Source organism: Promicromonospora sp. NPDC057488, from assembly GCF_042802395.1.
Lineage (GTDB): Bacteria > Actinomycetota > Actinomycetes > Actinomycetales > Cellulomonadaceae > Promicromonospora.
Genome location: NZ_JBHVEG010000004.1, coordinates 61,064 through 83,541 on the forward strand (window position 1 = coordinate 61,064; position 22,478 = coordinate 83,541).

The window sequence follows — 22,478 nt, forward strand, 5'->3', positions numbered from 1 at the left end:
CGAACATAAGCCGGTTCCGCGCTCACCGCGCGGTGTCGCTGTGCTATTCGACGACGACGGTCGCCACCAGCGCCCGGTGGTCGCTCCCGGGGACCTGCATCGAGACGACGTCGGAGACCGGCATGTCCCGCTCTACCACCACGTGGTCCAGCGCGAAGAGCGGCGGGACCCGGTTGCCCTCGGGCCACGTGACGGCGGGGCCGGCGCCCCACTCGCGGCTGGCGTCCGCGAAGCGCGAGCCGAGCAGGTCCCGGAAGGTCGCGTGGTCGTAGGTGGCGTTGAAGTCGCCGGCCAGGATCTGTGGCGCGTCGTCCTCGTGGACGCGCTTCGTGAGCTCGACCAGCTCGGTGCGCCACGTGGTGATCTCGTCCGGCATCGGCGGGAACGGGTGCACCACGGTGACGCGGACGTCGGTGCCGCCCACGTCGACCAGGGCCGACGGCATCGCGAAGCTCGACCCGCGCTGCTGCTGCACGTCGGTCAGCTCGGTCGTGGACCAGAGCCCGCTGCCCGCGGGGGTGTCCTCGGCGGGGACCGTGAAGCGGTGCGCCAGGAGCTCGTCCAGGCCCGCGTCGGTCAGCGCCTGCTCGAAGTCGGGGGTCAGCTCCTGGACCGACAGCACCTCGACGTTCTGGGAGCGCACCAGGCCGACGACGCTCTCGGCGTCGGCCCGCCCGTACAGGGCGTTCACGGTCATGACCCGCACGGTGCCGGCGTCGGCCGGGTTCGCGACCGCCGACGCCTCGGGGGGCGTGAAGAAGGGCGCCATCCAGTACAGGAAGCCCGCGAACGAGACGCCGAGCAGCACCGTCAGCACCCAGCGGCGCGAGAACAGCGCCACGATCAGCAGCGGCAGCACGACGAGCGGCGCCCACGGCGTGAACGCGACGAGGTATGGCAACGGCGCCACGTTGTCGAACGGGAGCGCCCTGGCCACCGCCACGAGGAGCAGGGGGATCGCGACGACCCAGAGCACGAGGGAGATGAGGCCACGGACAAATCGCACAGGCCGGACCCTACCGTTCCCCCGCCGGGCCCCGGATCAGCGTGCTGGTCCGGGGCCGGGCGGCTCAGCCGAAGATGGCCGGGAGGGTCGCCTCGTAGGGCTCGCGGGCCTCGGTCAGCGGGATCTCGAACTGGCCCTCGACCACCACGGCGTCGCCGCCCGTGCTGCCGAGACGGAGCACCGGCACGCCGGCGTCCTCGGCGAGGTGGGTCAGCTCACCCTCGTGCTCCGGGTCGACGGCGACGACCACGCGGCCGGTCGACTCCGAGAACAGGGCCACGAACGGGTCCACCTTGTCGCGGCCCGTGACGCCCTCGAGCGCCACGGAGGCGCCGACGCCGAACCGCAGCGAGGACTCGATCAGCGCCTGCACCAGGCCGCCCTCGGACAGGTCGTGCGCGGCGGCCGCGAGACCCGACCGGCGGGCCTCCACGAGCACCGAGGCCAGCGCCTTCTCGGCGGCCAGGTCCACCTGCGGGGGCACGCCGCCGAGGTGCGAGTGCACGACGTCGGCCCAGGCCGAGCCGTCGAGCTCGTCACGCGTGGTGCCGAGCAGCAGGAGGGAGAGGCCCTCGGCCTGCCAGCCGGACGAGAGCGCGGTGCTCACGTCGTCGAGCACGCCGAGCACGCCCACCACGGGGGTGGGGTGGATCGACGAGTCGATCTGGCCCGGCTCGCCCGTGCCGTTGTAGAGCGAGACGTTGCCGCCGGTGACGGGGACGCCGAGCTCCTGGCAGGCGTCCGCGAGGCCCTCGATCGCCTCGACGAGCTGCCACATCGAGTCCGGGTGCTCCGGCGAGCCGAAGTTCAGGCAGTCCGTGACGGCGAGCGGCGCGGCGCCGGTCGTGGCCACGTTGCGGTAGGCCTCCGCGAGCGCCAGCGCGGCGCCCGCACGCGGGTCGAGCTTGCCGTAGCGGCCGTTCGCGTCGGTCGCCAGCGCCACGCCGAGCCCGGTGGACTCGTCGACGCGGACCACGCCGCCGTCGTCGGGCTGGGCGAGTGCGGTGTTGCCCTGGACGAAGCGGTCGTACTGGTTGGTGACCCACGCCTTGGAGGCGAGGTTGGGCGAGGCCAGGAGCGTGAGCGCGGTCTGGCGCAGCTCCTCGCCGGACGCCGGGCGGGCCAGGCCCGCGGCCGTGGTCGAGTCGGCCTGCAGGCCGTCCTGCCACTCGGGACGGGCGTAGGGCCGCTCGTACACGGGGCCTTCGTGCGCCACGGTCTTGGGGTCGACGTCCACGATCCGCTGGCCGTGGTGGTCGATCGTGAGGCGGCCGGAGCCGTTGACCTCGCCGATGACGGCGGTCTCGACCTCCCACTTGCCCGTGATCGCGAGGAACGCGTCGAGCTGGTCGGGCCGGACGACGGCCATCATGCGCTCCTGCGACTCCGACATGAGGATCTCGCCGGCGTTCAGCGTGGGGTCGCGCAGCAGCACGTCGTCGAGGTCGACGTGCATGCCGCCGTCACCGTTGGAGGCCAGCTCGGAGGTGGCGCAGGAGATGCCGGCGGCGCCGAGGTCCTGGATGCCCTCGACGACCTTGGCCGAGAACAGCTCCAGGCAGCACTCGATGAGCACCTTCTCCATGAAGGGGTCGCCCACCTGCACCGACGGGCGCTTGGCGGGGACGCCGTCCTCGAAGGTCTCCGAGGCCAGGATGGAGGCGCCGCCGATGCCGTCGCCGCCCGTGCGGGCGCCGAACAGGACGACCTTGTTGCCGAGGCCGGTCGCGTTGGCGAGGTGGATGTCCTCGTGCCGCAGCACGCCGAGGCAGAGGGCGTTGACCAGCGGGTTGCCCTGGTAGGAGCCGTCGAAGACGAGCTCGCCGCCGATGTTCGGCAGGCCGAGGGAGTTGCCGTAGCCGCCCACGCCCGAGACGACGCCGTGCACGACGCGCGCGGTGTCGGGGTGGTCGACGGCGCCGAAGCGCAGCTGGTCCATGACCGCCACGGGGCGGGCGCCCATCGAGATGATGTCGCGGACGATGCCGCCCACGCCGGTCGCGGCGCCCTGGTAGGGCTCGACGAACGACGGGTGGTTGTGCGACTCGACCTTGAAGGTGACGGCCCAGCCGTCGCCGATGTCGACGACGCCGGCGTTCTCACCGATGCCGACGAGGAGGTGCTCCTTCATCTCGTCGGTCACCTTCTCGCCGAACTTGCTCAGGTGCACCTTCGACGACTTGTACGAGCAGTGCTCGCTCCACATCACGGAGTACATCGCGAGCTCGGCCGCGGTGGGGCGGCGGCCCAGGATGTCCTTGATGCGCTGGTACTCGTCCTCCTTGAGTCCGAGCTCGCCGTACGGCTGCACCTCGTCAGGGGTGGCGGCGGCGGCCTCGACCGTGTCCAGTGACGGAACGGCGGGAGTCGGGCGGGAGGGTGCCTGGGACGCGGGCGCGGTCATGTAGTTCCTCGCGTGCGGGGTAGGTTTCTGGGCGCCGGAGCGCCCCGCCAGTCTACGACGTGGGCCCGCCACCACGTGTCAGACGTACAGGTCCCTCCTGTGACCTGTACGTCTGACACGTGACGGGGCGGTCAGCCCTGGTCGTAGACCCGGACGTAGTCGACGACCATCTGCTGCGGGAACTGGGTGGTGCCGTCGGGGTAGCCGGGCCAGTTGCCGCCCACCGCGACGTTCAGCAGCATGAAGAACGGCTGGTCGAAGACCCACGGGTTGCCGCCGGTGTCGCCGGTGGTGCGGGTCTGGTAGACGTTCCCGTCCACCGACCAGGAGATGCGGCCGGGCTCCCGGTCCACCGCGAACGTGTGGAAGTCGTCGGCGAAGGACCAGCCCTGCGGGTGGGTGTACGCCGCGCCGATCCCGCCGCCGCCGGAGTAGCCGGGGCCGTGGATGGTGCCGTGCACCATGTGCGGCTCGAAGCCGACGTTCTCCATGATGTCGATCTCGCCCGAGTCGGGCCACGGGACGCCGGAGTCGATCTGGCCGCCGAGCATCCAGAAGGCGGGCCAGATGCCCTGCCCGCGGGGGATCTTGATCCGGGCCTCGACGCGGCCGTAGGTGGGCTCCACCTTGCCCGCCGTGGTCAGGCGCGCCGAGGTGTACCCGCCGTTCCCGTCCTGGCGGGCCGTGATGACGAGGTTGCCGTTGCCGTCCAGGGCCGAGTTGTCGCGCGAGCTCGTGTAGTTCTGGAGCTCGTTGTTGCCCCAGCCGCCGGCGCCGGTCTCCTGGTTCCAGTTGGCCGGGTTCGGGGCGCTGCCCGCGGCGCCGTCGAACTCGTCCGACCAGGTCAGGGCGCCCACCGCGGCCGAGGCCTCGGGCGCGGACGGGGCCGCGCCGCCGTCGGGCGCGTGCTGGGTGGCCGCGGACGCGACGAGCGAGGCGGACAGGACGAGGGCCGCGGCGGCTGCCGCCGTGACCGTGGTGCGGGTCGTGCGGAATCTGGTGCTACGCATCGGACGCTCCTTCGCGAACGTGTGTCTCCCGTTGCCCGCGACGCTACTTTTCACCCGCTCGGTGGAACAAGATCGGGAAAGTACGTAGTCAGGCCGTGGTCACCGTTCAGCGCCACTGAACTATCAGCCAGTGAAACGCGATGGACGTACCGCGTCGGCGCGCCCGACGATGACGCCATGCCCCTGCGCCACTCGCTCCTCGCCGTGCTCGTCATGGTCATCTGGGGCACCAACTTCCTCGCGATCGACATCGGCGTGGACGACGTGCCGCCGGTGCTCTTCCTCGCGATCCGGTTCGTGGTGGTGCTCGTCCCGGCGATCTTCCTGGTCCCCCGGCCCGCCGTGCCGATGAAGGACGTGCTGGTGGTGGGGCTGTTCCTCAGCCTCGGCCAGTTCGCACTGATGTACACCGCGATCTCGCTGGACATGCCGCCCGGCCTCGCCTCGCTCGTGCTCCAGGCGCAGGTGGTGCTCACCGTCCTGTTCGCGAGCGTCGCCCTGCGCGAGCGCCCGACGCCGCCGCAGCTCGTCGGCGTGCTGCTCGGCGCCGTCGGCCTGGTGATCGTGGGCCTGGGCAGGTCCGCCGCGACGCCGGGTCTCGCGTTCCTGCTCACGCTCGGCGCCGCGGCGTCCTGGGCGACGGGCAACGTGATCGTGCGGCGGCTCGGGTCGGCGACGCAGGCGAGCGGGGCCCGGCCGACGCCGCTGGCCGGCCTGTCCATGACCGTGTGGTCGGCGCTGGTGGTGCCCGTGCCGATGTTCGCGCTGGCGCTCGTGCTGGACGGGCCGGCCGCCGTCGGCCACTCGCTGACGCACCCGACCTGGGCCGCCGTGCTGTCCACCCTGTACACCGCGTGGCTCGCGAGCCTGGTGGGCTACGGCATCTGGAACACGCTGCTGGCGCGGCACCGGGCGAGCGCCGTGGTGCCGTTCACGATGCTGGTGCCCGTGTTCGGCATGACGGCGGCCTGGCTCGCGCAGGGCGAGGTGCCGAACGCGGCCGAGGTGGGCGGCGGGCTGCTGCTCCTGCTGGGCGTGGCGATCACGTCGGGGCTGCTGCGGCCGCCGCGGCGCTACAGCTCCCGCACGTAGCAGAGCAGGTCCACGCCGGGCACGGGAGCCCAGTCGCGGGCGGGTTCGCGCACGAAGCCGAGCCGCTCGTAGAGCCGGTGCGACCCGTGCGCGATCGTGTTGGTCGAGAGCACGACCCGCCGCGTCCCCGCGGCGCCGTCGCGCACGGCCCGCGCCAGGCACTCCCGCATCAGCGCGGACCCGGCACCCCGGCCCTGCGCGTCCGGCGCGACGCCCAGCATGCGGATCTCCGCCTCGCCGTCCCCGGCGATGTCGGCCATGGGCCCGCCGCGCGGCACGAAGGTCACCCCGCCCACCACCACGCCGTCGTCCAGCGCCGCGATGATCTCGGCCGCGCCCGCGCGGCCGGCGACGTCGCGCAGGACACCTGCGTAGAAGGCGGAGTCGGGCGCGTCGAGCTGCCCGTCGGCGGCGAAGGCCGCCTCGACGATCTTGCCGATCGCGTCGTACTCGGTGGGGTCCGCGTCGCGAACCCGGAGGCCGCTCCCTGCGGCGGCCGCTCCATCGGTGCTCATGCGGAAACGGTAGGCCGTGCCTCTGACACCCCGGGACGCGCCGCCCCGCCTGGACCGCGCCCGGCGCCCCGCCGCACCCGCCCCCACGGCTTGTAGACCGACAGCACGGTGGCCACCGCGAGCGCCGTGAGCGACACCGTGGGCGGGTACACCAGGAACGAGATGTCGGAGGTCGGCACCTGGCCGGCCTCGATCGCGCCGCCGGCCGCGCCGACGTCGGCCATGCCGGGCCGCAGCGCCACCAGGATCAGCGTGCACAGCACCAGGTTCATGGCGAGCTTGACCGCCACCCACCAGTAGCGCAGCAGGCCCCACTTCGTGGCGAGGCCGAGCAGCAGGCCGGTGGCGAGGCAGACCAGGGCCGCCACGAGCATGGGGGTCACCACGAACTGCGCGAGGGCGCGCAGGGCGAGCCCGCGCACCGCGGCGGAGCCGCCGCCGAGCCCGATCCCGGCGAGCACGGCCACCAGCACGTCGATGCCGATCCACGCTCCGGCGGACACGATGTGCAGCGTCAGCACGGCCTTGCGGACGCGCGGCGGCAGGTTCACGGCGGTCTTCGTCCGGTCTCGTCCCACGGTTCCCGTCCCTCCCGGGGCGCCCGGCCGGCGCCCGCGTTCCCAGCGTCCCGGGCCGGGCCCGGGCGGGGATCGGCCACGGGACGACACCCGTCCTGCGCCGCCGGGCGGCGCCCGGCAGGTCCGGCTACGTCCGCGGACGTAGCCGGGGCTACGCCGCGCAGGGGGTGACGGGGCGGACGCCGTCGGACACAGTGGGGTTCGTCGGACCCGACGGAGCGGAGGTGTGCGGATGGGCAGGCTGCGCCTGGAGGACGTGGGCGTGAGTGCGGTGCTGACCGCGCTCGTGCTCGTGAGCATGCCGTTCCTGGACGGCTCGTCCCCGCTGGACCGGCCGGTCGACGCGCTCGGCTACACGCTGGCGCTCGTCGCCGCGGCCGACACGCTGTTCCGCACCCGCTGGCCCGTGCCCACGCTGGGCGTGGTCACGGCCGCGACCGTCGGCTACCTGCTGCTCGCCTACCCGTACGGCCCGGTGATGCTGTGCCTCGCGGTGGCGGTCTACTCCCTGGCCCGACGGCGCCCGCTCCGGCCCGGCCTGGTCTACGCGGCCGGCACGCTCGTGCTCCTGGTGCTGCCCGTGCTCACGCACCCGGCCGGGCTCGGCGTGCCGGCCGGGCTGGTGCCCGCGAGCGCCTTCGTGGCGGTGCCGTTCAGCATCGGCGTGGCCCGGCGCACCTGGGACGAGGCCCGGTCGGCGAGCCGCGCCGCCGCCGAGCAGCAGGCGCGCGACGACGAGCGGCTGCGGCTCGCGCACGAGGTGCACGACGTGGTGGGGCACGGCCTGGCGGCGATCCAGATGCAGGCCGACATCGCGCTCCACCTGGGCCGGCCCGACGACGCCTCGACCGCCCTGGAGGCGATCTCGAAGGCCGCGAACGAGGCCCTGACCGAGCTGCGCACCACGCTCGCGGACATCCGGCCCGGCGGCGGCCCGGACCGGGCGCCGACGGCGGGGCTCGCGAACCTGGAGGTGCTCGCCGAGCGGGTCCGGTCCGCCGGCGTCGCGGTGGACCTCCGGGTCACGGGCCCACCCCGGCCCCTGCCCGACGCCGTCGACCTGGCCGCGTACCGGGTGCTCCAGGAGTCGCTGACCAACGTGGTCAAGCACGGGGCGGACGCGGCGGCGCGCGTCGAGGTGACGTACGAGCCGGACGCCGTGCAGCTGGCGGTACGCAACCCCCGCTCGCCCGACGGCGGGTTCGTGGCCGGGTTCGGCATCACGGGCATGCGGCACCGGGTCGAGTCCCTGGGCGGGCGGCTGGACGCCGGGCCCGTCGACGAGTCGTTCGAGGTGCGGGCGACGCTGCCCGTGGGAGGTGTCGCATGATCTCGGTGCTGCTGGTGGACGACCAGGATCTGGTCCGGATGGGGCTGCGGGCCCTGATCTCGGGCGAGGCGGACATGACGGTCGCGGGCGAGGCGGCCGACGGGATCGCGGCCGTGGCCGAGGCCCGGCGCGTACGGCCCGACGTGGTGCTCATGGACATCCGGATGCCGGGCATCGACGGCATCGAGGCGACGCGGCGCATCGCCGAGGACCCCGACCTCACCGCGACCCGGGTGATCGTGCTGACGACGTTCGAGCACGACCAGTACGTCGTGGACGGCCTGCGCGCCGGGGCCAGCGGGTTCCTGCTCAAGAACACCCCGCCCGCGGACCTCGTGTCGGCGATCCGCACGGTGCACGACGGCGGTGCGCTGCTCGCGCCGTCCGCCACCCGGACCCTGATCCGGGAGTTCACCGCGGCGTCCCCGCGCGCGCTGGAGCCGCACCCGCGGATGGGTGACCTGACGGACCGCGAGCGCGAGGTGGTCGGCCTGGTGGCGCAGGGCATGAGCAACCAGGAGATCGCCGAGGAGCTGGTGCTCAGCCCCGCCACGGCCCGGACGCACGTGTCGCGCGCGATGATCAAGCTGTCGGCCCGCGACCGGGCCCAGCTGGTGGTGTTCGCCTACCAGTCAGGGCTCGCCTGAGCCGTCCGGCAGCGGGTGAAACCGGCCTGAGCGTCAAGGGTGAAACAAAGATGTCACGTAGGGGTTCCCGACGTTTACCCGAAAGTGGTTTCATTCGGACATGAAGCTGCTCCGGACTTTCCCGAAGGTTGCCTTCGAGTTCGGGCTGGCCTCGTGGCGCTGGATGGGGCTCCGTGAGCAGACCCCGCGGTTCGCCACCTGCTTCGGCGACATCTTCCTGGAGTCGCTGGACGGCTGGTGGTTCCTGGACACGGTCGAGGGCACGCTGGAGCTCCGCTGGAACTCCGCGGTGACCATGTACGCGGAGCTGGAGTCGCCCGAGGGACGGGCCACCTACCTCATGGACGACCTGGTCCGCGAAGCCCGCGGCCGCGGCATGCTGCTGGGCGAGGAGGACGTCTACACGTTCAACCCGCACCCCGCGGTGGGCGGCGAGCTGGGCGTGGCCGGACTGAGCACCATGCGCTTCGAGCTCGCCCTGAACTGGGTGGGCCAGCTGCACGACCGCGTGCTGCACAGCTCCGGCGAGATCCGGCTGCCCCCGTTGCCCGACGGCGGCCGCCGCGCCGCGGCCGCTCCCGCGAACGAACCCTGGGACTCGGCCTGGGCGCACGACGAGACCTTCGACGTCCCGTTCGAGCAGTACCTGGCCACGACGACGTTCGCGGCGGTCTCGGCGCCGCGCCGGACCGACGACGCGCAGGACTACGGGACACCGGCGTTCGGCAGCGGATCCCTGGACACCCCCGGCTACGTCAGCCCGGGTTACGGCGGCGGCGCGCTGGAGACCGGGTCCGCGCCGGGAGGCAGCAGCAGGCCGCGCGCCGGCGGCCGGCACGGCGGCGCCCCCGCCGATGACACCCCGGCGGGTGGCAGCCAGTTCGGGAGCAGCCAGTTCGGGAGCAGCCCGGCGGGCCCCGCCACCGGCTACGAGACGCCTGGCGCACCGGAACTGCCCTGGTCGCAGGAGACCGTCCCCGCACAGTCCCCCTGGTCAGGACAGACCGAGGCCGCGCAACCCTGGCTGGAGCCGCACCAGACCGCGCAGCCGGCGACCCCGCCCGGGGGCTACGACGCCGCCCCGTACGACCAAGCCTACCCGGCCCACCCGGCCACTCCCGAGCCGTACGGCGCGGCCCCGGCGGCCGAGCAGCCCGCGCAGTACGACCAGCAGCCCTGGACCACCCCGCACGGAGCCGCTCAGGAACCGGCCCCCGACCCGTTCGGCCAGCCGGCTCCCGTGTGGGACGCGCCGTCCTGGGGCGGACAGCCCCAGGCCCCCGCCGGCGGCGGAGGCCACCAGCAGGCCCCGCACACCGACGAAGCCTTCACGGCATGGGACGACCTGTGGGGTAGGCGCTGACCCGCTGACGCCGGGACCGGTCCGCGACCTGCGGCTCCGGCCTGCGCGCCAGTGGTTCCGCCCGGTGCGCCGGCTGGTCCGCCCGCCGGCCCGGGCGCAGCCGCCGCTCACGCTCGGCCCGCGCGACGAGGCTCAGCTCACCGGGGGTCGTGGTGCGCGCGTGCTTGAGCAGACGGGTCTCCAGCGCCACCCGGTTGCCCCGCCGCAGCCCGTCGGTGTAGCCGAGGATGGTCTGCGCGTGGGCGTGCGAGATGAGCCCGCCGCGCAGCGCCGCGAGCGTGCGCGGGTGCTCGTGCACCAGCGCCCGCGACTCCTCGATGAGCGCGACCGCCGAGCCCTCGGGCACCCGCAGCGCCTTGGCGAGCCGCTCGACGAGCTCGGGCGCCAGGCCGGCGAGATCGTCGGCCTCCACCTCGGGGGCGTCGAACAGTTCGGGCTGGTCGGCCACCCACTCCCGGACGGATTCCATCAGCACGGCGCGGGACGCCGCGAGCGAGGAGAGCAGGGAGTCGATCGCCGCGACAGCGTCGACCGCCTCCGAAAGGTCCGCGAAACCGCTCGCGAACCCTGACTCGCGCGGCACGGCTGCACCACGCGGAGACTGGCCCGGTACGTCGACCGGACCGCGAGCCACCAGCACCTTGTTCGAACGCATGTTCTAACTGTAGAGGGTGAGGTCGGCGGGCGCCACCCGGCACGCCGGACCCTGACCACCCGCCCGGCACCCGGCGGCCCGCACAATGGGCACGTGCTGATCCGACGAGCCGTCACGCCGCCCCTGGCCGCGTGCGCCGCCCTTGCCACCCTCCTCGCGCTGGGTGGCTGCAGCCTGGTCGAGCGCGCGCAGGGCTCGGACGGGACCGCCGACCCGGCGCCCACAGCATCGCAGGAGACACCGACACCCGAGCAGAGCACCGCGAAGCCCCGGGCGCGGACCAGCACCGTCACCGTCACCGCCGGCGACGTCGTGCTGGACGTCAGCTCGCGGAAGGCCGCCGAGGTACGGGAGGACGAGCTCGGGCCCGGCACGCGCACGATCACGCTCGACCTCACCCCCGGGCGCACCGCGCGCCTTGCCCTCACCTCGCCCGGGGCGCTCGACGTCGACTCAGAGGGCAGCGTCACGGTGCTCGACGGCAACGGCACCCCGGTCGCGGCGCTGAGCCCGCCCGAGCCGGTGGCCGACGCCGCGGCGGACGCGCCCCGCATCGACGTCACCGAGATCGACGCGACGCGGGCCCAGGTGGAGCTCGAGGACCGGTCGGCCGGCGCGGGCACGGACGCGCCGGAGCGCACCACACCGCTGACCCTCACGTTCGTGGTGGGCACGCAGGCGATCGAGGGCATGAGCTGGGGCGAGAACGAGGGCGGCCGGTCCCTCGCCGTCGACCCGGCGGACTGGGCCAGGCACGCCGGGGAGGCCGGCCTCGACCTGATCCGCACGCAGCTCGTGGCCGCCGAGCCGGAGGCCGACAGCGACACCATGGAGCACCAGCTCGTGTGCCACGCCCTGGGCGCGGCGGACAAGGAGACGTGGAACCTGGAGCCGTGGCGGCCCGACGTCGGGCTGATCCTCACGGCCACCGCGCACTGCAACCCGGTGTGAGCCGCGGCCGACGCGGCCGTGACCCAGTCGTGACCAGTACCGGTGCCATTCGAGGTGCGGGGAAGGTCGGGTTGGGGTTTCCTGGAAAGGCGGCGAGGCAGGCTCGCCAAACAATCTATGAGCCCCAGCTCAGCCGGGCTCCGGCAGCTCTTCTTCGCGCGCCCTCAGCGGCTCGACGAACAGCTTCCGGGGGTGCGGCGCCACAGAGTTCCCCCCTGGGGCAGGGCAACTTCTCCTCGGAGACACCTTGGCAGGGAGGCTCCAGATGACCCGCGTCATCATCCTGGGATCATCCGTCGCGGTCGGCGGCGGTGCGCTCCTCGGAATCACACTCGCATATCAGCTCGTACCACTCGCCGTGCTCGCCGCCCTCATCGGTCTGGCGGGCATTTTCGTCGTGGTCCGGGCCATCCCCGAACCGGCGCCCGCCATGGGTGCCCCGATCATCCTCAGCGGTCCGCTCGCGCGCCCCGCCGACAACGAGGAGCCCGACACCGAGTCCGAGCCGGTCCCGGTGCAGCAGCTCCCGGTGCCCGTCGTGGCCGCGGTCCCGGACGCCGCCTGACCAGGTCGCCGTCGCCCACCGCGGCGGCGCCATGACAAAGAAGAACCGCAGTCGCGGCGCACACCCATCGAGGGTGTGCGCCACGGCTGCGGTCGCTCGCCGCGCGGCCTACCGGGCCTGCGCGGCCGCCTTGGCCTTCTTGGCCTCCTGCTTGCGCAGCTCCTTCTCGCTGACCGGCGCCGTGCCGCTCGCCCGCAGCTCGCGGTAGTACGCGCGGGCCTCGTCCTGCCGCTCCTTCTCGGATCCATCGGCGATCGGGGCGCGCAGGTGCTCCTGCGAGAAGCCCCAGGCGTCGATGACGTCGAGCACGTGCGGGCGCAGGGCCTTCAGCATGCGGTCGATCGTCGCCGTGACGGCCTTCGCCCGGCCCGTCGAGATACGGCCGTTGGTCAGGTGCCAGTCGAGGTGGCGCTCGATGGTCGTGAGGCCGTAGATGTCGCGCAGCAGCGTCAGCACCGTGCGGGTGCCCGGGTCGGTCACCTTGCCGATGGCCTTGGTGAACGCGTCCCAGCGGACCAGCTCGGCCCACGCGGCCGCGGACCCGATGAGGTTGACCTGGTTGTCGTCGAAGATCTCCTGCGCCTTGATCGAGTCGGCCTTGAGCGCAGGGCGCATGCCCATCGCGGTGGCCGCGACCATGCCCTCGTACCGGCCGGCGATGAGCCCGCGCTGCACGTCCGCGTCGAGCAGGCGACCGGCGGACCGGGCGGCGCCGCCGTCGGCCACCGACTGGCCGAGCCGGCGCAGCGGGGTCTTGTGCAGCACGGCATCCTTGGCCTGCCCGGCCACGATGCCCGCCATGCCCGCCGGGGACTTGGCGGCGCGGGCCATCTTCTTGCCGTGGTCCCCGACCAGGCGCTTGGCCGCGAGCTGCAGCAGCACGTGGTTGTCGCCCTCGAAGGTGGCGTAGATGTCGAGGTCCGCGCGCAGCCCGGTGAACCGGTTCTCGGAGAGGAAGCCGGCGCCGCCGCAGGCCTCGCGGCACTCCTGCAGGGTGTCGAGGGAGTACCAGGTGGACGTCGCCTTGAGCGCCGCCGCCGTCGTCTCCAGGTCCTCGCGCTTGGCGGGGGTGTCCTCGCGGCCCGAGAAGACGTCGTCGAACAGGTCCAGCAGCTCGTCGTGCGCGAAGTGCATCGCGTACGCCTCGGCGATCCGGGGGAAGAGCCGGCGGCGGTGCGTCGCGTAGTCGAGGAGCGTCAGCTCGTCGGCGCCGGTCGCGGGCGAGAACTGGCGGCGCTGCTCGGCGTACTTCGTGGCGATCGCGAGGCCGATCTTGGCCGCGGTGATCGCCGCGCCGTCGAGCGAGACCCGGCCCTGCACGAGGGCGCCGAGCATGGTGAAGAAGCGGCGTCCGGGGCTGTCGATCGACGAGGTGTAGGTACCGTCCGCCGCCACCTGGCCGTACCGGGCCAGAAGGTCGCGGCGCGGCACCCGCACGTCAGTGAAGTGCAGCTTGCCGTTGTCGATGCCGTTCAGGCCGCCCTTCTGGCCGTCGTCCTCGCCGCCGACGCCGGGCAGGAACTCCAGGGTCTGCGGGTCCCGGATCGGCACGTAGAAGCAGTGCACGCCGTGGTCCACGCCGTTGGTGATCAGCTGCGCGAACACCGTCGCCGCCACGCCATGCTTCGCCGCGTTGCCGAGGTACTGCTTCCACGCCCCGCGGAACGGGGTGTTGATGACGAACTCCTCGGTCTCCGGGTCGTACGTCGCCGTGGTACCGATGGCGGCGACGTCGGACCCGTGGCCCGTCTCGGTCATCGCGAACGCGCCCGGGACGCTCAGGTCCATGGCGCCCGGCAGCAGGCGGTCCTTCTGCTCCTCCGTGCCGAGGTGGTTGATCGCGGACGCGAACAGCCCCCACTGCACACCCGACTTGATCTGCAGCGACGGGTCGGCGGCGACGAGCTCCTCGAAGCCCACCAGGTTGGCGCCCGCCTGGTCGCGACCGCCGAGCCGCTCCGGGAAGGCCCGCAGCACCTGGCCGTACGGCACCATCTGCTTCATCTGCTCGAGGGTGATCTCCCGGTGCTCCTCCTTGGTGATCCCCTCCTGCTTCCACAGCTCGGGGTGCTCGGCCACCATCCGGCGGGCCTCGGACCGCTCCTCGGGCCAGCGCCCGAGCAGCATCTGCTGCAGGGCGGGCACGTCCACTCGGGTGCCCGACGCCGGACGGGTCGCCTCGGGCTGGGGCGCCACGGCCTGTGGGGCCGTCGCCGTGGTGGTCACGGGCTCGGAGGTGGTCGTCATCGGTTCTCCTCGGTGTTCGGCCGGAGGGGCCAGGTCTGGTGTCGGGAGGGTGGGTCGGGATCAGGCGGTCGCGGGCGCCGCACCGGGCCGGGCCTGGTGGAGCACGCCCACCGGACCAGTCCAGAGCCAGAGCGTCACGCGTTCGGTGAGCTGTTCACGGGTCAGCGGCGTCGACTCGATGTTGCGGTGGCCGAGCCACCACTCACCGGAGCCGCGCACGAAGCCGACGGCGCCGGCGGCCCAGGCCGCGGCGTCGGCGGGAGGGACGTCGGTGGCACGCGCGAACGGCTCGGCGACGAGCTCGATCACGGAGTCGAGGTAGGCGCCCAGCGGGTGCAGGTCGGCCGGCGACGTCGGCGTGGCGTCGTCGGCGGCGGGGGCCGGGGCACGACGACCACGACGGCCGCTCTCGACCGGCGCGGGCTCGTTGCCGCCGATCGCGGTCCGGGTCACGAACCAGTAGACGTTGGGTGAGCTCTCGATCATCTCGAGGTAGACGCGCACCATCTCGCGCAGCGCCATCTCGGGGTTGTCCGCCTGCTGCGCGGCGGCGCGCAGCGCGTCGTGCATCTGCATGACCACGGTCTCGGCGACGGCGAGCCGCAGGCCCGCCTTGTCGTCGAAGTACCGGTAGACGATCGACTTGGACGTACCCGCTGCGGCGGCGATCTCGTCCATCGAGACCGCAGGCCCCAGGCGGTGCACGGCCTTGCGCGCGGCGCGGACGAGCTCTGCCCGACGTGCCGTGCGGTGGTCGTCCCAGCGGGTCGAACGACCGTCGACTCCGATGCTCATCGCTCCGCCTCCCCACCTTGACTCGCTAGAGGTCTTGTGATTCGTCTCACGAGACTGAGAGTATCAGGTACTGTGAGTCCTGGGCACCACCCGGGGCGAACCGGGTCGCGTCCCGCCCAGGTCTCGACAAGGCTCGACCCAACGAAGCCCTCTGCCCGACGATGAAGTGAGAAGGAACAGCGACGTGTCCACTACCCCCTCCCCCGTCCCGTCCACGCGCGAGGCCGTGATCATCGGCGGCAACCGCATCCCGTTCTCCCGCGCCGGCAAGAAGTACGTCCGGACCAGCAACCAGGACATGTTCACCGCGGCTCTGGAGGGCCTCGTCGCCCGCTTCGGCCTGCAGGGCGAGCGCCTGGGTGAGGTAGTGGGCGGCGCGGTGCTCAAGCACAGCAAGAACTTCAACCTGATCCGCGAGAGCGTGCTCGGCTCCTCGCTGGCGCCCACCACCCCCGCCTACGACGTGCAGCAGGCGTGCGCCACGGGCCTCGAGGCCGCCATCGCGGTGACGAACAAGATCAAGCTCGGCCAGATCGAGTCCGCGATCGCCGGTGGCACCGACACCGTGTCGGACGCGCCGATCGTCGTCAGCGACCGGCTGCGTGCCGCCCTGCTGGACGCGAACCACGCCAAGACAACCGGGGCGAAGGTCAAGGCCCTGCTGCAGATCCGCCCCAAGGACCTGGCCCCGGCCACGCCGAGCACCGGCGAGCCGCGCACCCACCTCTCCATGGGCGAGCACCAGGCCATCACGACGGCGAAGTGGGGCATCTCCCGCGAGGCGCAGGACGAGATCGCGTTCAACTCGCACCAGAACCTCGCCCGCGCCTGGGAGGCCGGGTTCTTCGACGACCTGGTCACCCCGTTCAAGGGCCTGACCCGCGACGACAACCTGCGCGCCGACACCTCGCTCGAGAAGCTCGCGAAGCTCCGTCCCGTGTTCGGCGCCAAGCTGGCGGACCCGGCCACCATGACCGCGGGCAACTCCACGCCGCTGACCGACGGCGCCTCGGCCGTCCTGTTCGCGTCGCGCGCCTGGGCGGAGGAGCGGGAGCTGCCGATCCTCGCGAAGTTCGTGGACGCCGAGACGGCGGCCGTCGACTTCGTGCACGGCCACGAGGGCCTGCTCATGGCCCCGGTCGCGGCGGTCCCGCGCCTGCTGGCCCGCAACGGCCTCACGCTGGAGGACATCGACTTCTTCGAGATCCACGAGGCGTTCGCCTCCACCGTGCTGACCACGCTCGCCGCGTGGGAAGACGAGGAGTACTGCCGCACGGAGCTCGGGCTGGACGGCGCGTTCGGCAAGGTGGACCGCAGCAAGCTGAACGTGAACGGCTCCTCGCTCGCCGCGGGCCACCCGTTCGCCGCGACCGGCGGCCGCATCATCGCGACGGCGGCCAAGCTGGTCGCCGCGAAGGCCAAGGAGACCGGTCAGCCCGCGCGTGCGCTGATCTCGGTCTGCGCGGCCGGCGGCCTGGGCGCGGTGGCCCTCGTCGAGTCCGTGTGAGGCTGAGCCTGTCTGCGCCTGCCCGAACCGCCCCGTTATCGAAGAGGACATCGTGACCGACAGCTATCTCAACCTGGCCAACGGGACGCTCAAGCCCGTCTTCAAGAAGCTGGGTCTGCCCCAGCCCGCCATCCTCCGGCGCTACCGCCCCGGCAGCCCGCTCACCGTGGGCCCGGTCCTGGTGGTGTCCGACGACGCCTCGGCCGCCGACGCGGACGCCGTCGCCAAGGTCCTGTCCGGCTGGGACGTCGACGTGCGTCGTAGCCCGGAGACCGCCGACGGCGAGCGGTTCGGCGCCGTCGTGCTGGTGCTGACCGGTGCCGAGACGCCCGCGGCGGTCTCGGCCCCCGTGCTCACCGTCGCCGGCACGCTGCGGCGCCTGGCGGGCAACGGCCGGGTCGTGAGCATCTCCCGCGCCGTGGCCGACGGCGACGCCCCGGTGCTGGCCGCGACCCGCGGCGGCGTCGAAGGCCTGGTCCGCTCGCTCGGCAAGGAGCTGCGCGGCGGGTCCACGGCCAACGGCATCCAGCTCACGGGCGACGCGGCCGTCGACTCCGCGTCGGCCGTGGCCACGCTGCGCTTCTTCCTGTCGGCCAAGTCGGCGTACGTGGACGGCCAGCTCCTGCCGGTCGGCCCCTCCGACGCCGCCGGGCCGGTGGACTGGGCGGCCCCGCTGGCCGGCCAGGTGGCCGTCGTCACCGGCGCCGCGCGCGGCATCGGCGCGGCGATCGCCCGCACCATGGCCCGGGACGGCGCCAAGGTGGTCGTGATCGACGTGCCGCCCGCCGGCGAGTCGCTGGCGGCCGTCGCGAACGAGATCGGGGGTGTCGCGCTCCAGCTCGACATCACCGCCGACGACGCGGCCGACAAGATCCTGGCCGCGACCAAGCCGCTCGGCGGCCTCGACATCCTCGTGCACAACGCCGGCATCACGCGCGACAAGCTGCTCGCCAACATGACGGCCGACAAGTGGGACCCGGTGATCGCCGTGAACCTCACGGCGCAGCTCCAGATCAACGAGCGCCTGCTCGCGGCCGGCGTCGAAGGGCTCCGGATCGTCTCCCTGGCCTCGACCACCGGCCTGGCCGGCAACCGCGGGCAGACCAACTACGGCTACACGAAGGCCGGGGTCATCGCGAACGCGGCGGCGGGCGCCCCCGTGCTGGCGGCCACCGGCGGCACGACGAACGCCGTCGCGCCCGGCTGGATCGAGACCGAGATGACCGCGAAGGTGCCCGCGCTCACCCGCACGGTGGCGCGCCGGATGCCGTCGCTGGGCCAGGGCGGCCTGCCGGTGGACATCGCCGAGGCGATCTCGTTCCTCGCGTCGGGTCCGGCCGCCGGGATCAACGGGCAGACCCTGCGGGTGTGCGGTCAGCACATGGTGGGCAAGTGACGGGACGTCTCGAGAGCGCGCTGACGGCGCCGCCGTCCTACACCGTGACCGACCTGCCCGAGGTGCCGAAGCTGGGCGGGCTGTTCGCGAAGGGTGTCGCCGGGTCCGCCGGCAAGCGCCCGAAGGGCGAGGTCCGGCTGCCCGAGGTGACGTACCGCGTGGCGCGCGTGGACACCGCGGGCGAGGCGGTGCACCTGGCGGCGTACCAGGACCTGCTGGGCGAGCCGTCGTCCGACGTGCTGCCCGCCGGGTTCCTGCACGTGCTCGCGTTCCCGGTGGCCACGGCCGTGATGGTGCGCGGCGACTTCCCGCTGCCGCTGCTCGGCATGGTGCACCTGCGGAACGTCGTGCGCGTGCTGCGGCCGGTGCGGCTGGGCGAGACGGTCGAGGTGCGGGCCTGGGCGCAGGACGCCCGCGCGCACCGGCGCGGCGTGCAGGTGGACCTGGTCGCGGAGGTGCTGGTGGACGGCGACCTGGCCTATCAGGGCGTCTCGACCTACCTCGCCAAGGGCTTCACGGCGCCCGACGGCGCGCCCCCGGCGGACGAGTCCCCGCGCGAGGAGTGGACGGCGCCCCTGCCGACCGCGCGCTGGAAGCTCGGTGCCGGAACCGGCCGGGCCTACGGCGCCGTGTCGGGCGACCAGAACCCGATCCACACGTCGAACCTCGGGGCCAAGGCGTTCGGGTTCCCCCGCACGATCGCGCACGGGATGTACTCCGCGGCGCGGGCGCTGGCCGAGGTCGGGCCCGCGCGGCGCGGCGAGGCGTACGAGTGGACCGTCGAGTTCTTCCGGCCGGTGCTGCTGCCCGGGACGGTCGACGTGGCGATCCGGTACGCGACGGACGTGGACGCGGACTCGGCGGGCACGGGCCGGGACGGAGCTGCCGGCGGCTTCGTGTACGACGGCTGGCGGTCGGGCAAGGACACGCGCCACTTCCGGGGCACGGTCCGCCCGCTCTGACGACGTCCGGGCTACCTGGGTGGCTGCAGTCCGCAAGCGCACCCTGAGGCGAACGTAGGGTTGGTCGGCTCAAGACCGCTCTTGGAGCGAGCGACCCTACGTTCGACTGCAGCCGGCGGACCGCTCGCGGGCCTCAGGCCAGCTTGCGGAGCGCCAGGCGCGGGAGGAGCACCTTCTCCCACAGGACCGCGCGCTTGGGCCGGAAGAAGCCCGAGTGCCCGATGCGGCTCAGGCCGTGGTCGGCCGCCCGCATCTCCACGAGCTCCACCTCGGTGCCCGGGAACTCACGGCTCCAGTACCGGATCGACTCCGGGGAGATCAGCTCGTCGTCCGCTGTCCACAGCGCGGTGACCGGCGTCTCGACCTTCGCGAACCGGTCGCGCAGCTCGGGGTGCTCGCTGAACAGGTAGTCGGGGTGCAGGCACCAGCGGCCCCACTGCCGCATGACGCCGGCGGGCAGGTCGTCCAGGATCCGGAGCCGGCGGCCGGGGTAGTAGCCCGCCACCGCGGTCGCGGCCGGCGCGATGACGCGCCAGAGCAGCGGCGACCAGGTCCGGATGGCCGGCGCCGCCTTGCCCCGCCAGCCCGTGCCGGAGGCCACCATCACGCAGCGGTCCACGCCGACGTCGGCCAGGAAGCCCAGGCTCTGGCCGCCGAACGAGTGGCCGACCCACGTGAGCGGCACGCCGGCGGCGTCGGCCCGGGTGCGGGCGTGCGCGGCGGCGGCCTCGGCGTCGTGGTACCAGTCGAGGGCCGTGGCCGCGGAGTCCCGCAGGGGGCCGTAGAGCTCCGGCTCCGAGCCGCGGTAGGAGAAGGTGAGCACCGCGAGCCCGCGCTCGGCGAGCCAGGCGGCGGTGTGCCGGTAGAACCGCATCGGCATGGCCATGGCGGGCGCGATCGCCACGACGCCGGCCACGTCGCCGTCGGGCAGGAACCAGCGGCCCGCGACCCGCGCGCCGCCCTGCGCGAGGAAGCTCACGTCTTCGGTGCTCACGCTCGGGAGGCTACCAATCCGCCGGGCCTCGCCGGTACGTCGCAGAAAGGGACAAACCAGGGCGTGCCAAAGGGCCGTCCTGGCGTATCCTCGCCACGGCGCGGTGAAATTCATCCGGCGGGAGGATGCCATGCTCGGTGACGTGCTCGGCCTGACCAAGTCGCAGTCGCTCGCGTATCGCGAGCTCGTGGCCTCACCCTCGCTCGACGCCGCGGAGCTCGCGCAGCGGCTCGGCTGCGACCCGGGGGACGCGCTGGACGTGCTGCGCACCCTGGAGAACCACGGGCTGGCGGCCCGGCAGAGCGCGGACGACTCCCGCTTCCAGGCCGCCCCGCCCGAGATCGCGCTGGGCGCGCTGCTGGCCCGCCGCAAGGACGAGATCCGCGCGGCGCAGGTCGAGCTGATCGAGCTGGAGGAGGACTTCCGGCGCTCGTCGGCGCTGCGACCGGCCACCGACGTGGTCGACGTGGTGCGCGGCGCCGACGCCGTCAAGCACCGCATCATGCAGCTCCAGCTCGGGGCCCGCGAGACGGTCGAGTCGTTCACCAAGCCGCCGGTGTTCGTGCTGTCCGCCGAGGACAACACGGCCGAGGACCAGGCCGTGGCGCGCGGCGTCCGGTACCGGGTCGTGGTGGACCGCGTGTTCCTCGACACCGGCATGCTGCGCGTGGACGACGTCGCCGAGGCCATCGAGAACGGCGAGGAGGTGCGGTTCTCGGAGCGGGTGCCGATCAAGCTGTTCATCATCGACCGCCGGCTCGCGTTCGTGCCGATCCAGACGGTGGTCGACGCCGAGGACTCCGGTCTCACACCCGACCTGGTGGGCGCGCTGATCATCCATCCCTCGGGCCTGCTCGACGCGCTGATCGCCCTGTTCGACGCCGTGTGGCGGGACGCGACGCCGTTCGCGCGGCCTGGTGAGCAGGCCGGCGCCGCCGACATCGAGTACCAGGACGCCCGCATCCTCGGGCTGATGCTGGTGGGCCTGACCGACCAGTCGGTGGCCAACCAGCTCGGGCTCTCGCTGCGGACCGTGCAGCGCCGGGTCAAGGTGCTGATGGACATCGCCGGCGTCTCGACCCGCATCCAGCTGGGCTGGCACGCCGCGCGCAAGGGCTGGATCTGACGCCTCGACCCGTGACAGCGTGTGCCCATGACCACACTGGCGTGCATCATCCGCCCCTCGACCCCGCCGTCCCGCGTCATCCCCCTCGCCCGCGCGATCGAGGCCGCGGGGATCGAGGAGATCTGGCTCTGGGAGGACTGCTTCCAGACCGGCGGCATCTCCGCGGCGAGCGCGATCCTGGCCGCCACCGAGCGGGTCCGCGTGGGGATCGGCGTGATGCCGACGCCGCTGCGGAACGTCGCGCTCACCGCGATGGAGGTGGCGACGGTCGACGGGATGTTCCCGGGCCGGCTCGTCCCGGGGATCGGGCACGGCGTGCAGTCCTGGATGGGGCAGGTGGGCGCCCGCGCGGCGTCGCCCCTGACGCTCATGCGGGAGTACGCGACGACGCTGCGCGCGCTGCTGGCCGGGGAGCGCGTGACGACGTCGGGCCGGTACGTGACCCTCGACGACGTGAAGCTGGACTGGCCGCCCGCCCGGCCCGTGGGGGTGCCGGTCGCGGCGACCGGACCCAAGTCCCTGCGGCTCGCGGGCGAGGTGGGTGACGGCGTGGTGCTGGAGGGCTCCGTCGGCCTGACCGGGCTGCCGGCCGCGCTGGAGCGGGTCGCCGAGGGCCGGGCCGCCGCCGGGCGGAACGGCGAGGCGTTCCCGGTGATCCAGTTCGTGTGCGGCGGCACCGGGCCGGACGCCGCCGCCCGGCTGCGCGCCGAGCTCACCTCCTGGGGCCAGGACGTGGCCGACGACGAGCGGCTGGCGGGCTACGCCGTGTGGGGCGACGCCCTGGCGCTGGCGGAGGGCGTGCGCCGGTTCGGCGCGGCCGGCGCGGACACCGTGGCGATCCAGCCGACCGAGGACGACCCGGACCTGGTGGGTCTCGCCGAGGTGCTGGGCGAGGCGCGGGAGCTGCTGAGCCGGGACTGACGACGCCCGGGTCGGGCCGGCGGCGGGACTTTCGGCGTCACCCAAAGTTCGTTGAGCCTTGTCCGCGGGTGACGCAGCGTGGACCGGACCGGAGGGACGAGCCCTCCGGTCACGAAGGAGGTTCACGATGAAGAAGTTCGTACGGGTCGCCGCCGCTGGTGCCGCGGCCCTGCTCACGACTGCCGCCGGCGTGCTCGGTGCGGCCACCGCCACGGCCGCCGACCGGGACTTCGGCACGGACGGCACGCGCGTGACGTCGGTCCCGGTTGACCACGGCACGGACGGCACGCGCGTGACGTCCGACAACAAGGACTGGTCGGCCGGCACCGACGGGACCCGGGTGACCTCGGTCCAGGACGACCGCGAGTACTGAGCCCGGACAGCACGACGCCGGGGTCGCACCGTCTGCGTGAC

21 protein-coding genes are annotated in these 22,478 nt (G+C 73.4%); 12 read left to right on the forward strand and 9 right to left on the reverse strand.

The window, feature by feature from the left end; translation table 11 throughout:
* Nucleotides 1-43 precede the first annotated feature (43 nt).
* The 3 genes from ACFU5G_RS01745 to ACFU5G_RS01755 all read right to left on the reverse strand — a co-directional run bounded on the left by ACFU5G_RS01745 (nucleotide 44) and on the right by ACFU5G_RS01755 (nucleotide 4,420).
* The gene (locus tag ACFU5G_RS01745) at nucleotides 44-1,006 is read right to left on the reverse strand and encodes an endonuclease/exonuclease/phosphatase family protein (protein WP_377240136.1); all 963 of its coding nucleotides are present in this window, start codon (nucleotides 1,004-1,006) and stop codon (nucleotides 44-46) included.
* A 64-nt stretch (nucleotides 1,007-1,070) separates the two neighbouring features.
* Complete coding sequence (gene purL / locus ACFU5G_RS01750) at nucleotides 1,071-3,410, reverse strand: phosphoribosylformylglycinamidine synthase subunit PurL (protein WP_377240138.1); 2,340 nt, start codon at nucleotides 3,408-3,410, stop codon at nucleotides 1,071-1,073.
* A 131-nt stretch (nucleotides 3,411-3,541) separates the two neighbouring features.
* Complete coding sequence (locus ACFU5G_RS01755; RefSeq protein WP_377240140.1) at nucleotides 3,542-4,420, reverse strand: family 16 glycosylhydrolase; 879 nt, start codon at nucleotides 4,418-4,420, stop codon at nucleotides 3,542-3,544.
* Nucleotides 4,421-4,597: 177 nt separating this feature from the next.
* Here ACFU5G_RS01755 and ACFU5G_RS01760 point away from each other — a divergent pair, with 177 nt between their 5' ends.
* Complete coding sequence (locus ACFU5G_RS01760; protein WP_377240142.1) at nucleotides 4,598-5,512, forward strand: EamA family transporter; 915 nt, start codon at nucleotides 4,598-4,600, stop codon at nucleotides 5,510-5,512.
* Here the strand turns inward: ACFU5G_RS01760 and ACFU5G_RS01765 are convergent.
* Both ACFU5G_RS01765 and ACFU5G_RS01770 read right to left on the reverse strand, forming a co-directional pair.
* Entirely contained in the window at nucleotides 5,494-6,027 is a 534-nt protein-coding gene (locus ACFU5G_RS01765; RefSeq protein WP_377240144.1) for a GNAT family N-acetyltransferase, read from the reverse strand. The two genes, ACFU5G_RS01760 and ACFU5G_RS01765, sit on opposite strands and share 19 nt — an antisense overlap.
* Nucleotides 6,024-6,605, reverse strand: a complete 582-nt coding sequence (locus tag ACFU5G_RS01770; protein WP_377240147.1) for a hypothetical protein — start codon at nucleotides 6,603-6,605, stop codon at nucleotides 6,024-6,026. Before ACFU5G_RS01770 ends, ACFU5G_RS01765 begins: the two co-directional genes overlap by 4 nt.
* 232 nt (nucleotides 6,606-6,837) lie before the next feature.
* Here ACFU5G_RS01770 and ACFU5G_RS01775 point away from each other — a divergent pair, with 232 nt between their 5' ends.
* From ACFU5G_RS01775 to ACFU5G_RS01785, 3 genes are all read left to right on the forward strand, one after another.
* Nucleotides 6,838-7,935: a sensor histidine kinase gene (locus ACFU5G_RS01775; protein WP_377240149.1), complete on the forward strand. Its 1,098-nt coding sequence runs from the start codon at nucleotides 6,838-6,840 to the stop codon at nucleotides 7,933-7,935.
* On the forward strand, nucleotides 7,932-8,582 hold the full coding sequence (locus tag ACFU5G_RS01780) for a response regulator (protein WP_377240151.1): 651 nt from the start codon (nucleotides 7,932-7,934) through the stop codon (nucleotides 8,580-8,582). Before ACFU5G_RS01775 ends, ACFU5G_RS01780 begins: the two co-directional genes overlap by 4 nt.
* A gap of 100 nt (nucleotides 8,583-8,682) precedes the next feature.
* Nucleotides 8,683-9,945, forward strand: a complete 1,263-nt coding sequence (locus ACFU5G_RS01785) for a hypothetical protein (protein WP_377240154.1) — start codon at nucleotides 8,683-8,685, stop codon at nucleotides 9,943-9,945.
* Here ACFU5G_RS01785 and ACFU5G_RS01790 read toward each other — a convergent pair.
* Nucleotides 9,911-10,600, reverse strand: coding sequence for a hypothetical protein (locus ACFU5G_RS01790; protein WP_377240156.1), 690 nt, complete (start codon nucleotides 10,598-10,600; stop codon nucleotides 9,911-9,913). The genes ACFU5G_RS01785 and ACFU5G_RS01790 overlap by 35 nt on opposite strands.
* Before the next feature lie 93 nt (nucleotides 10,601-10,693).
* On the opposite strand from ACFU5G_RS01790, the gene ACFU5G_RS01795 reads away from it, so the two are divergent.
* Together ACFU5G_RS01795 and ACFU5G_RS01800 are read left to right on the forward strand one after the other, a co-directional pair.
* A complete protein-coding gene (locus ACFU5G_RS01795) occupies nucleotides 10,694-11,551 on the forward strand; it encodes a DUF2599 domain-containing protein (RefSeq protein WP_377240158.1) in 858 nt (285 codons plus the stop codon).
* A 265-nt stretch (nucleotides 11,552-11,816) separates the two neighbouring features.
* Nucleotides 11,817-12,116 carry a hypothetical protein gene (locus tag ACFU5G_RS01800; protein ID WP_377240160.1) on the forward strand — a complete coding sequence of 100 codons (300 nt, stop codon included), beginning with the start codon at nucleotides 11,817-11,819 and terminating at the stop codon, nucleotides 12,114-12,116.
* Nucleotides 12,117-12,224: 108 nt separating this feature from the next.
* On the opposite strand, the gene ACFU5G_RS01805 is transcribed toward ACFU5G_RS01800, so the two are convergent.
* Both ACFU5G_RS01805 and ACFU5G_RS01810 read right to left on the reverse strand, forming a co-directional pair.
* A complete protein-coding gene (locus ACFU5G_RS01805) occupies nucleotides 12,225-14,363 on the reverse strand; it encodes an acyl-CoA dehydrogenase (RefSeq protein ID WP_377240162.1) in 2,139 nt (712 codons plus the stop codon).
* A gap of 60 nt (nucleotides 14,364-14,423) precedes the next feature.
* Nucleotides 14,424-15,158: a TetR/AcrR family transcriptional regulator gene (locus tag ACFU5G_RS01810; RefSeq protein ID WP_377240165.1), complete on the reverse strand. Its 735-nt coding sequence runs from the start codon at nucleotides 15,156-15,158 to the stop codon at nucleotides 14,424-14,426.
* Between the two features lie 184 nt (nucleotides 15,159-15,342).
* Here ACFU5G_RS01810 and ACFU5G_RS01815 point away from each other — a divergent pair, with 184 nt between their 5' ends.
* Genes ACFU5G_RS01815 through ACFU5G_RS01825 form a run of 3 tightly spaced genes read left to right on the forward strand, consistent with a single transcriptional unit; the run spans nucleotide 15,343 to nucleotide 19,023 of the window.
* Nucleotides 15,343-16,665 carry an acetyl-CoA C-acetyltransferase gene (locus ACFU5G_RS01815; RefSeq protein ID WP_377240167.1) on the forward strand — a complete coding sequence of 441 codons (1,323 nt, stop codon included), beginning with the start codon at nucleotides 15,343-15,345 and terminating at the stop codon, nucleotides 16,663-16,665.
* Between the two features lie 52 nt (nucleotides 16,666-16,717).
* Nucleotides 16,718-18,061 carry a 3-oxoacyl-ACP reductase gene (locus ACFU5G_RS01820; RefSeq protein WP_377240169.1) on the forward strand — a complete coding sequence of 448 codons (1,344 nt, stop codon included), beginning with the start codon at nucleotides 16,718-16,720 and terminating at the stop codon, nucleotides 18,059-18,061.
* Nucleotides 18,058-19,023, forward strand: a complete 966-nt coding sequence (locus tag ACFU5G_RS01825; protein WP_377240171.1) for a MaoC family dehydratase — start codon at nucleotides 18,058-18,060, stop codon at nucleotides 19,021-19,023. Before ACFU5G_RS01820 ends, ACFU5G_RS01825 begins: the two co-directional genes overlap by 4 nt.
* 133 nt (nucleotides 19,024-19,156) lie before the next feature.
* Here ACFU5G_RS01825 and ACFU5G_RS01830 read toward each other — a convergent pair whose 3' ends face one another.
* A complete protein-coding gene (locus ACFU5G_RS01830; protein ID WP_377240173.1) occupies nucleotides 19,157-20,017 on the reverse strand; it encodes a hypothetical protein in 861 nt (286 codons plus the stop codon).
* Between the two features lie 130 nt (nucleotides 20,018-20,147).
* Between ACFU5G_RS01830 and ACFU5G_RS01835 the strand changes: the two genes are divergently transcribed.
* The 3 genes from ACFU5G_RS01835 to ACFU5G_RS01845 all read left to right on the forward strand — a co-directional run bounded on the left by ACFU5G_RS01835 (nucleotide 20,148) and on the right by ACFU5G_RS01845 (nucleotide 22,437).
* Nucleotides 20,148-21,143, forward strand: a complete 996-nt coding sequence (locus tag ACFU5G_RS01835; protein WP_377240175.1) for a helix-turn-helix domain-containing protein — start codon at nucleotides 20,148-20,150, stop codon at nucleotides 21,141-21,143.
* Nucleotides 21,144-21,170: 27 nt separating this feature from the next.
* Complete coding sequence (locus ACFU5G_RS01840) at nucleotides 21,171-22,064, forward strand: LLM class flavin-dependent oxidoreductase (RefSeq protein WP_377240178.1); 894 nt, start codon at nucleotides 21,171-21,173, stop codon at nucleotides 22,062-22,064.
* Between the two features lie 127 nt (nucleotides 22,065-22,191).
* The gene (locus ACFU5G_RS01845; RefSeq protein WP_377240180.1) at nucleotides 22,192-22,437 is read left to right on the forward strand and encodes a hypothetical protein; all 246 of its coding nucleotides are present in this window, start codon (nucleotides 22,192-22,194) and stop codon (nucleotides 22,435-22,437) included.
* The last annotated feature ends 41 nt before the right edge of the window (nucleotides 22,438-22,478 follow it).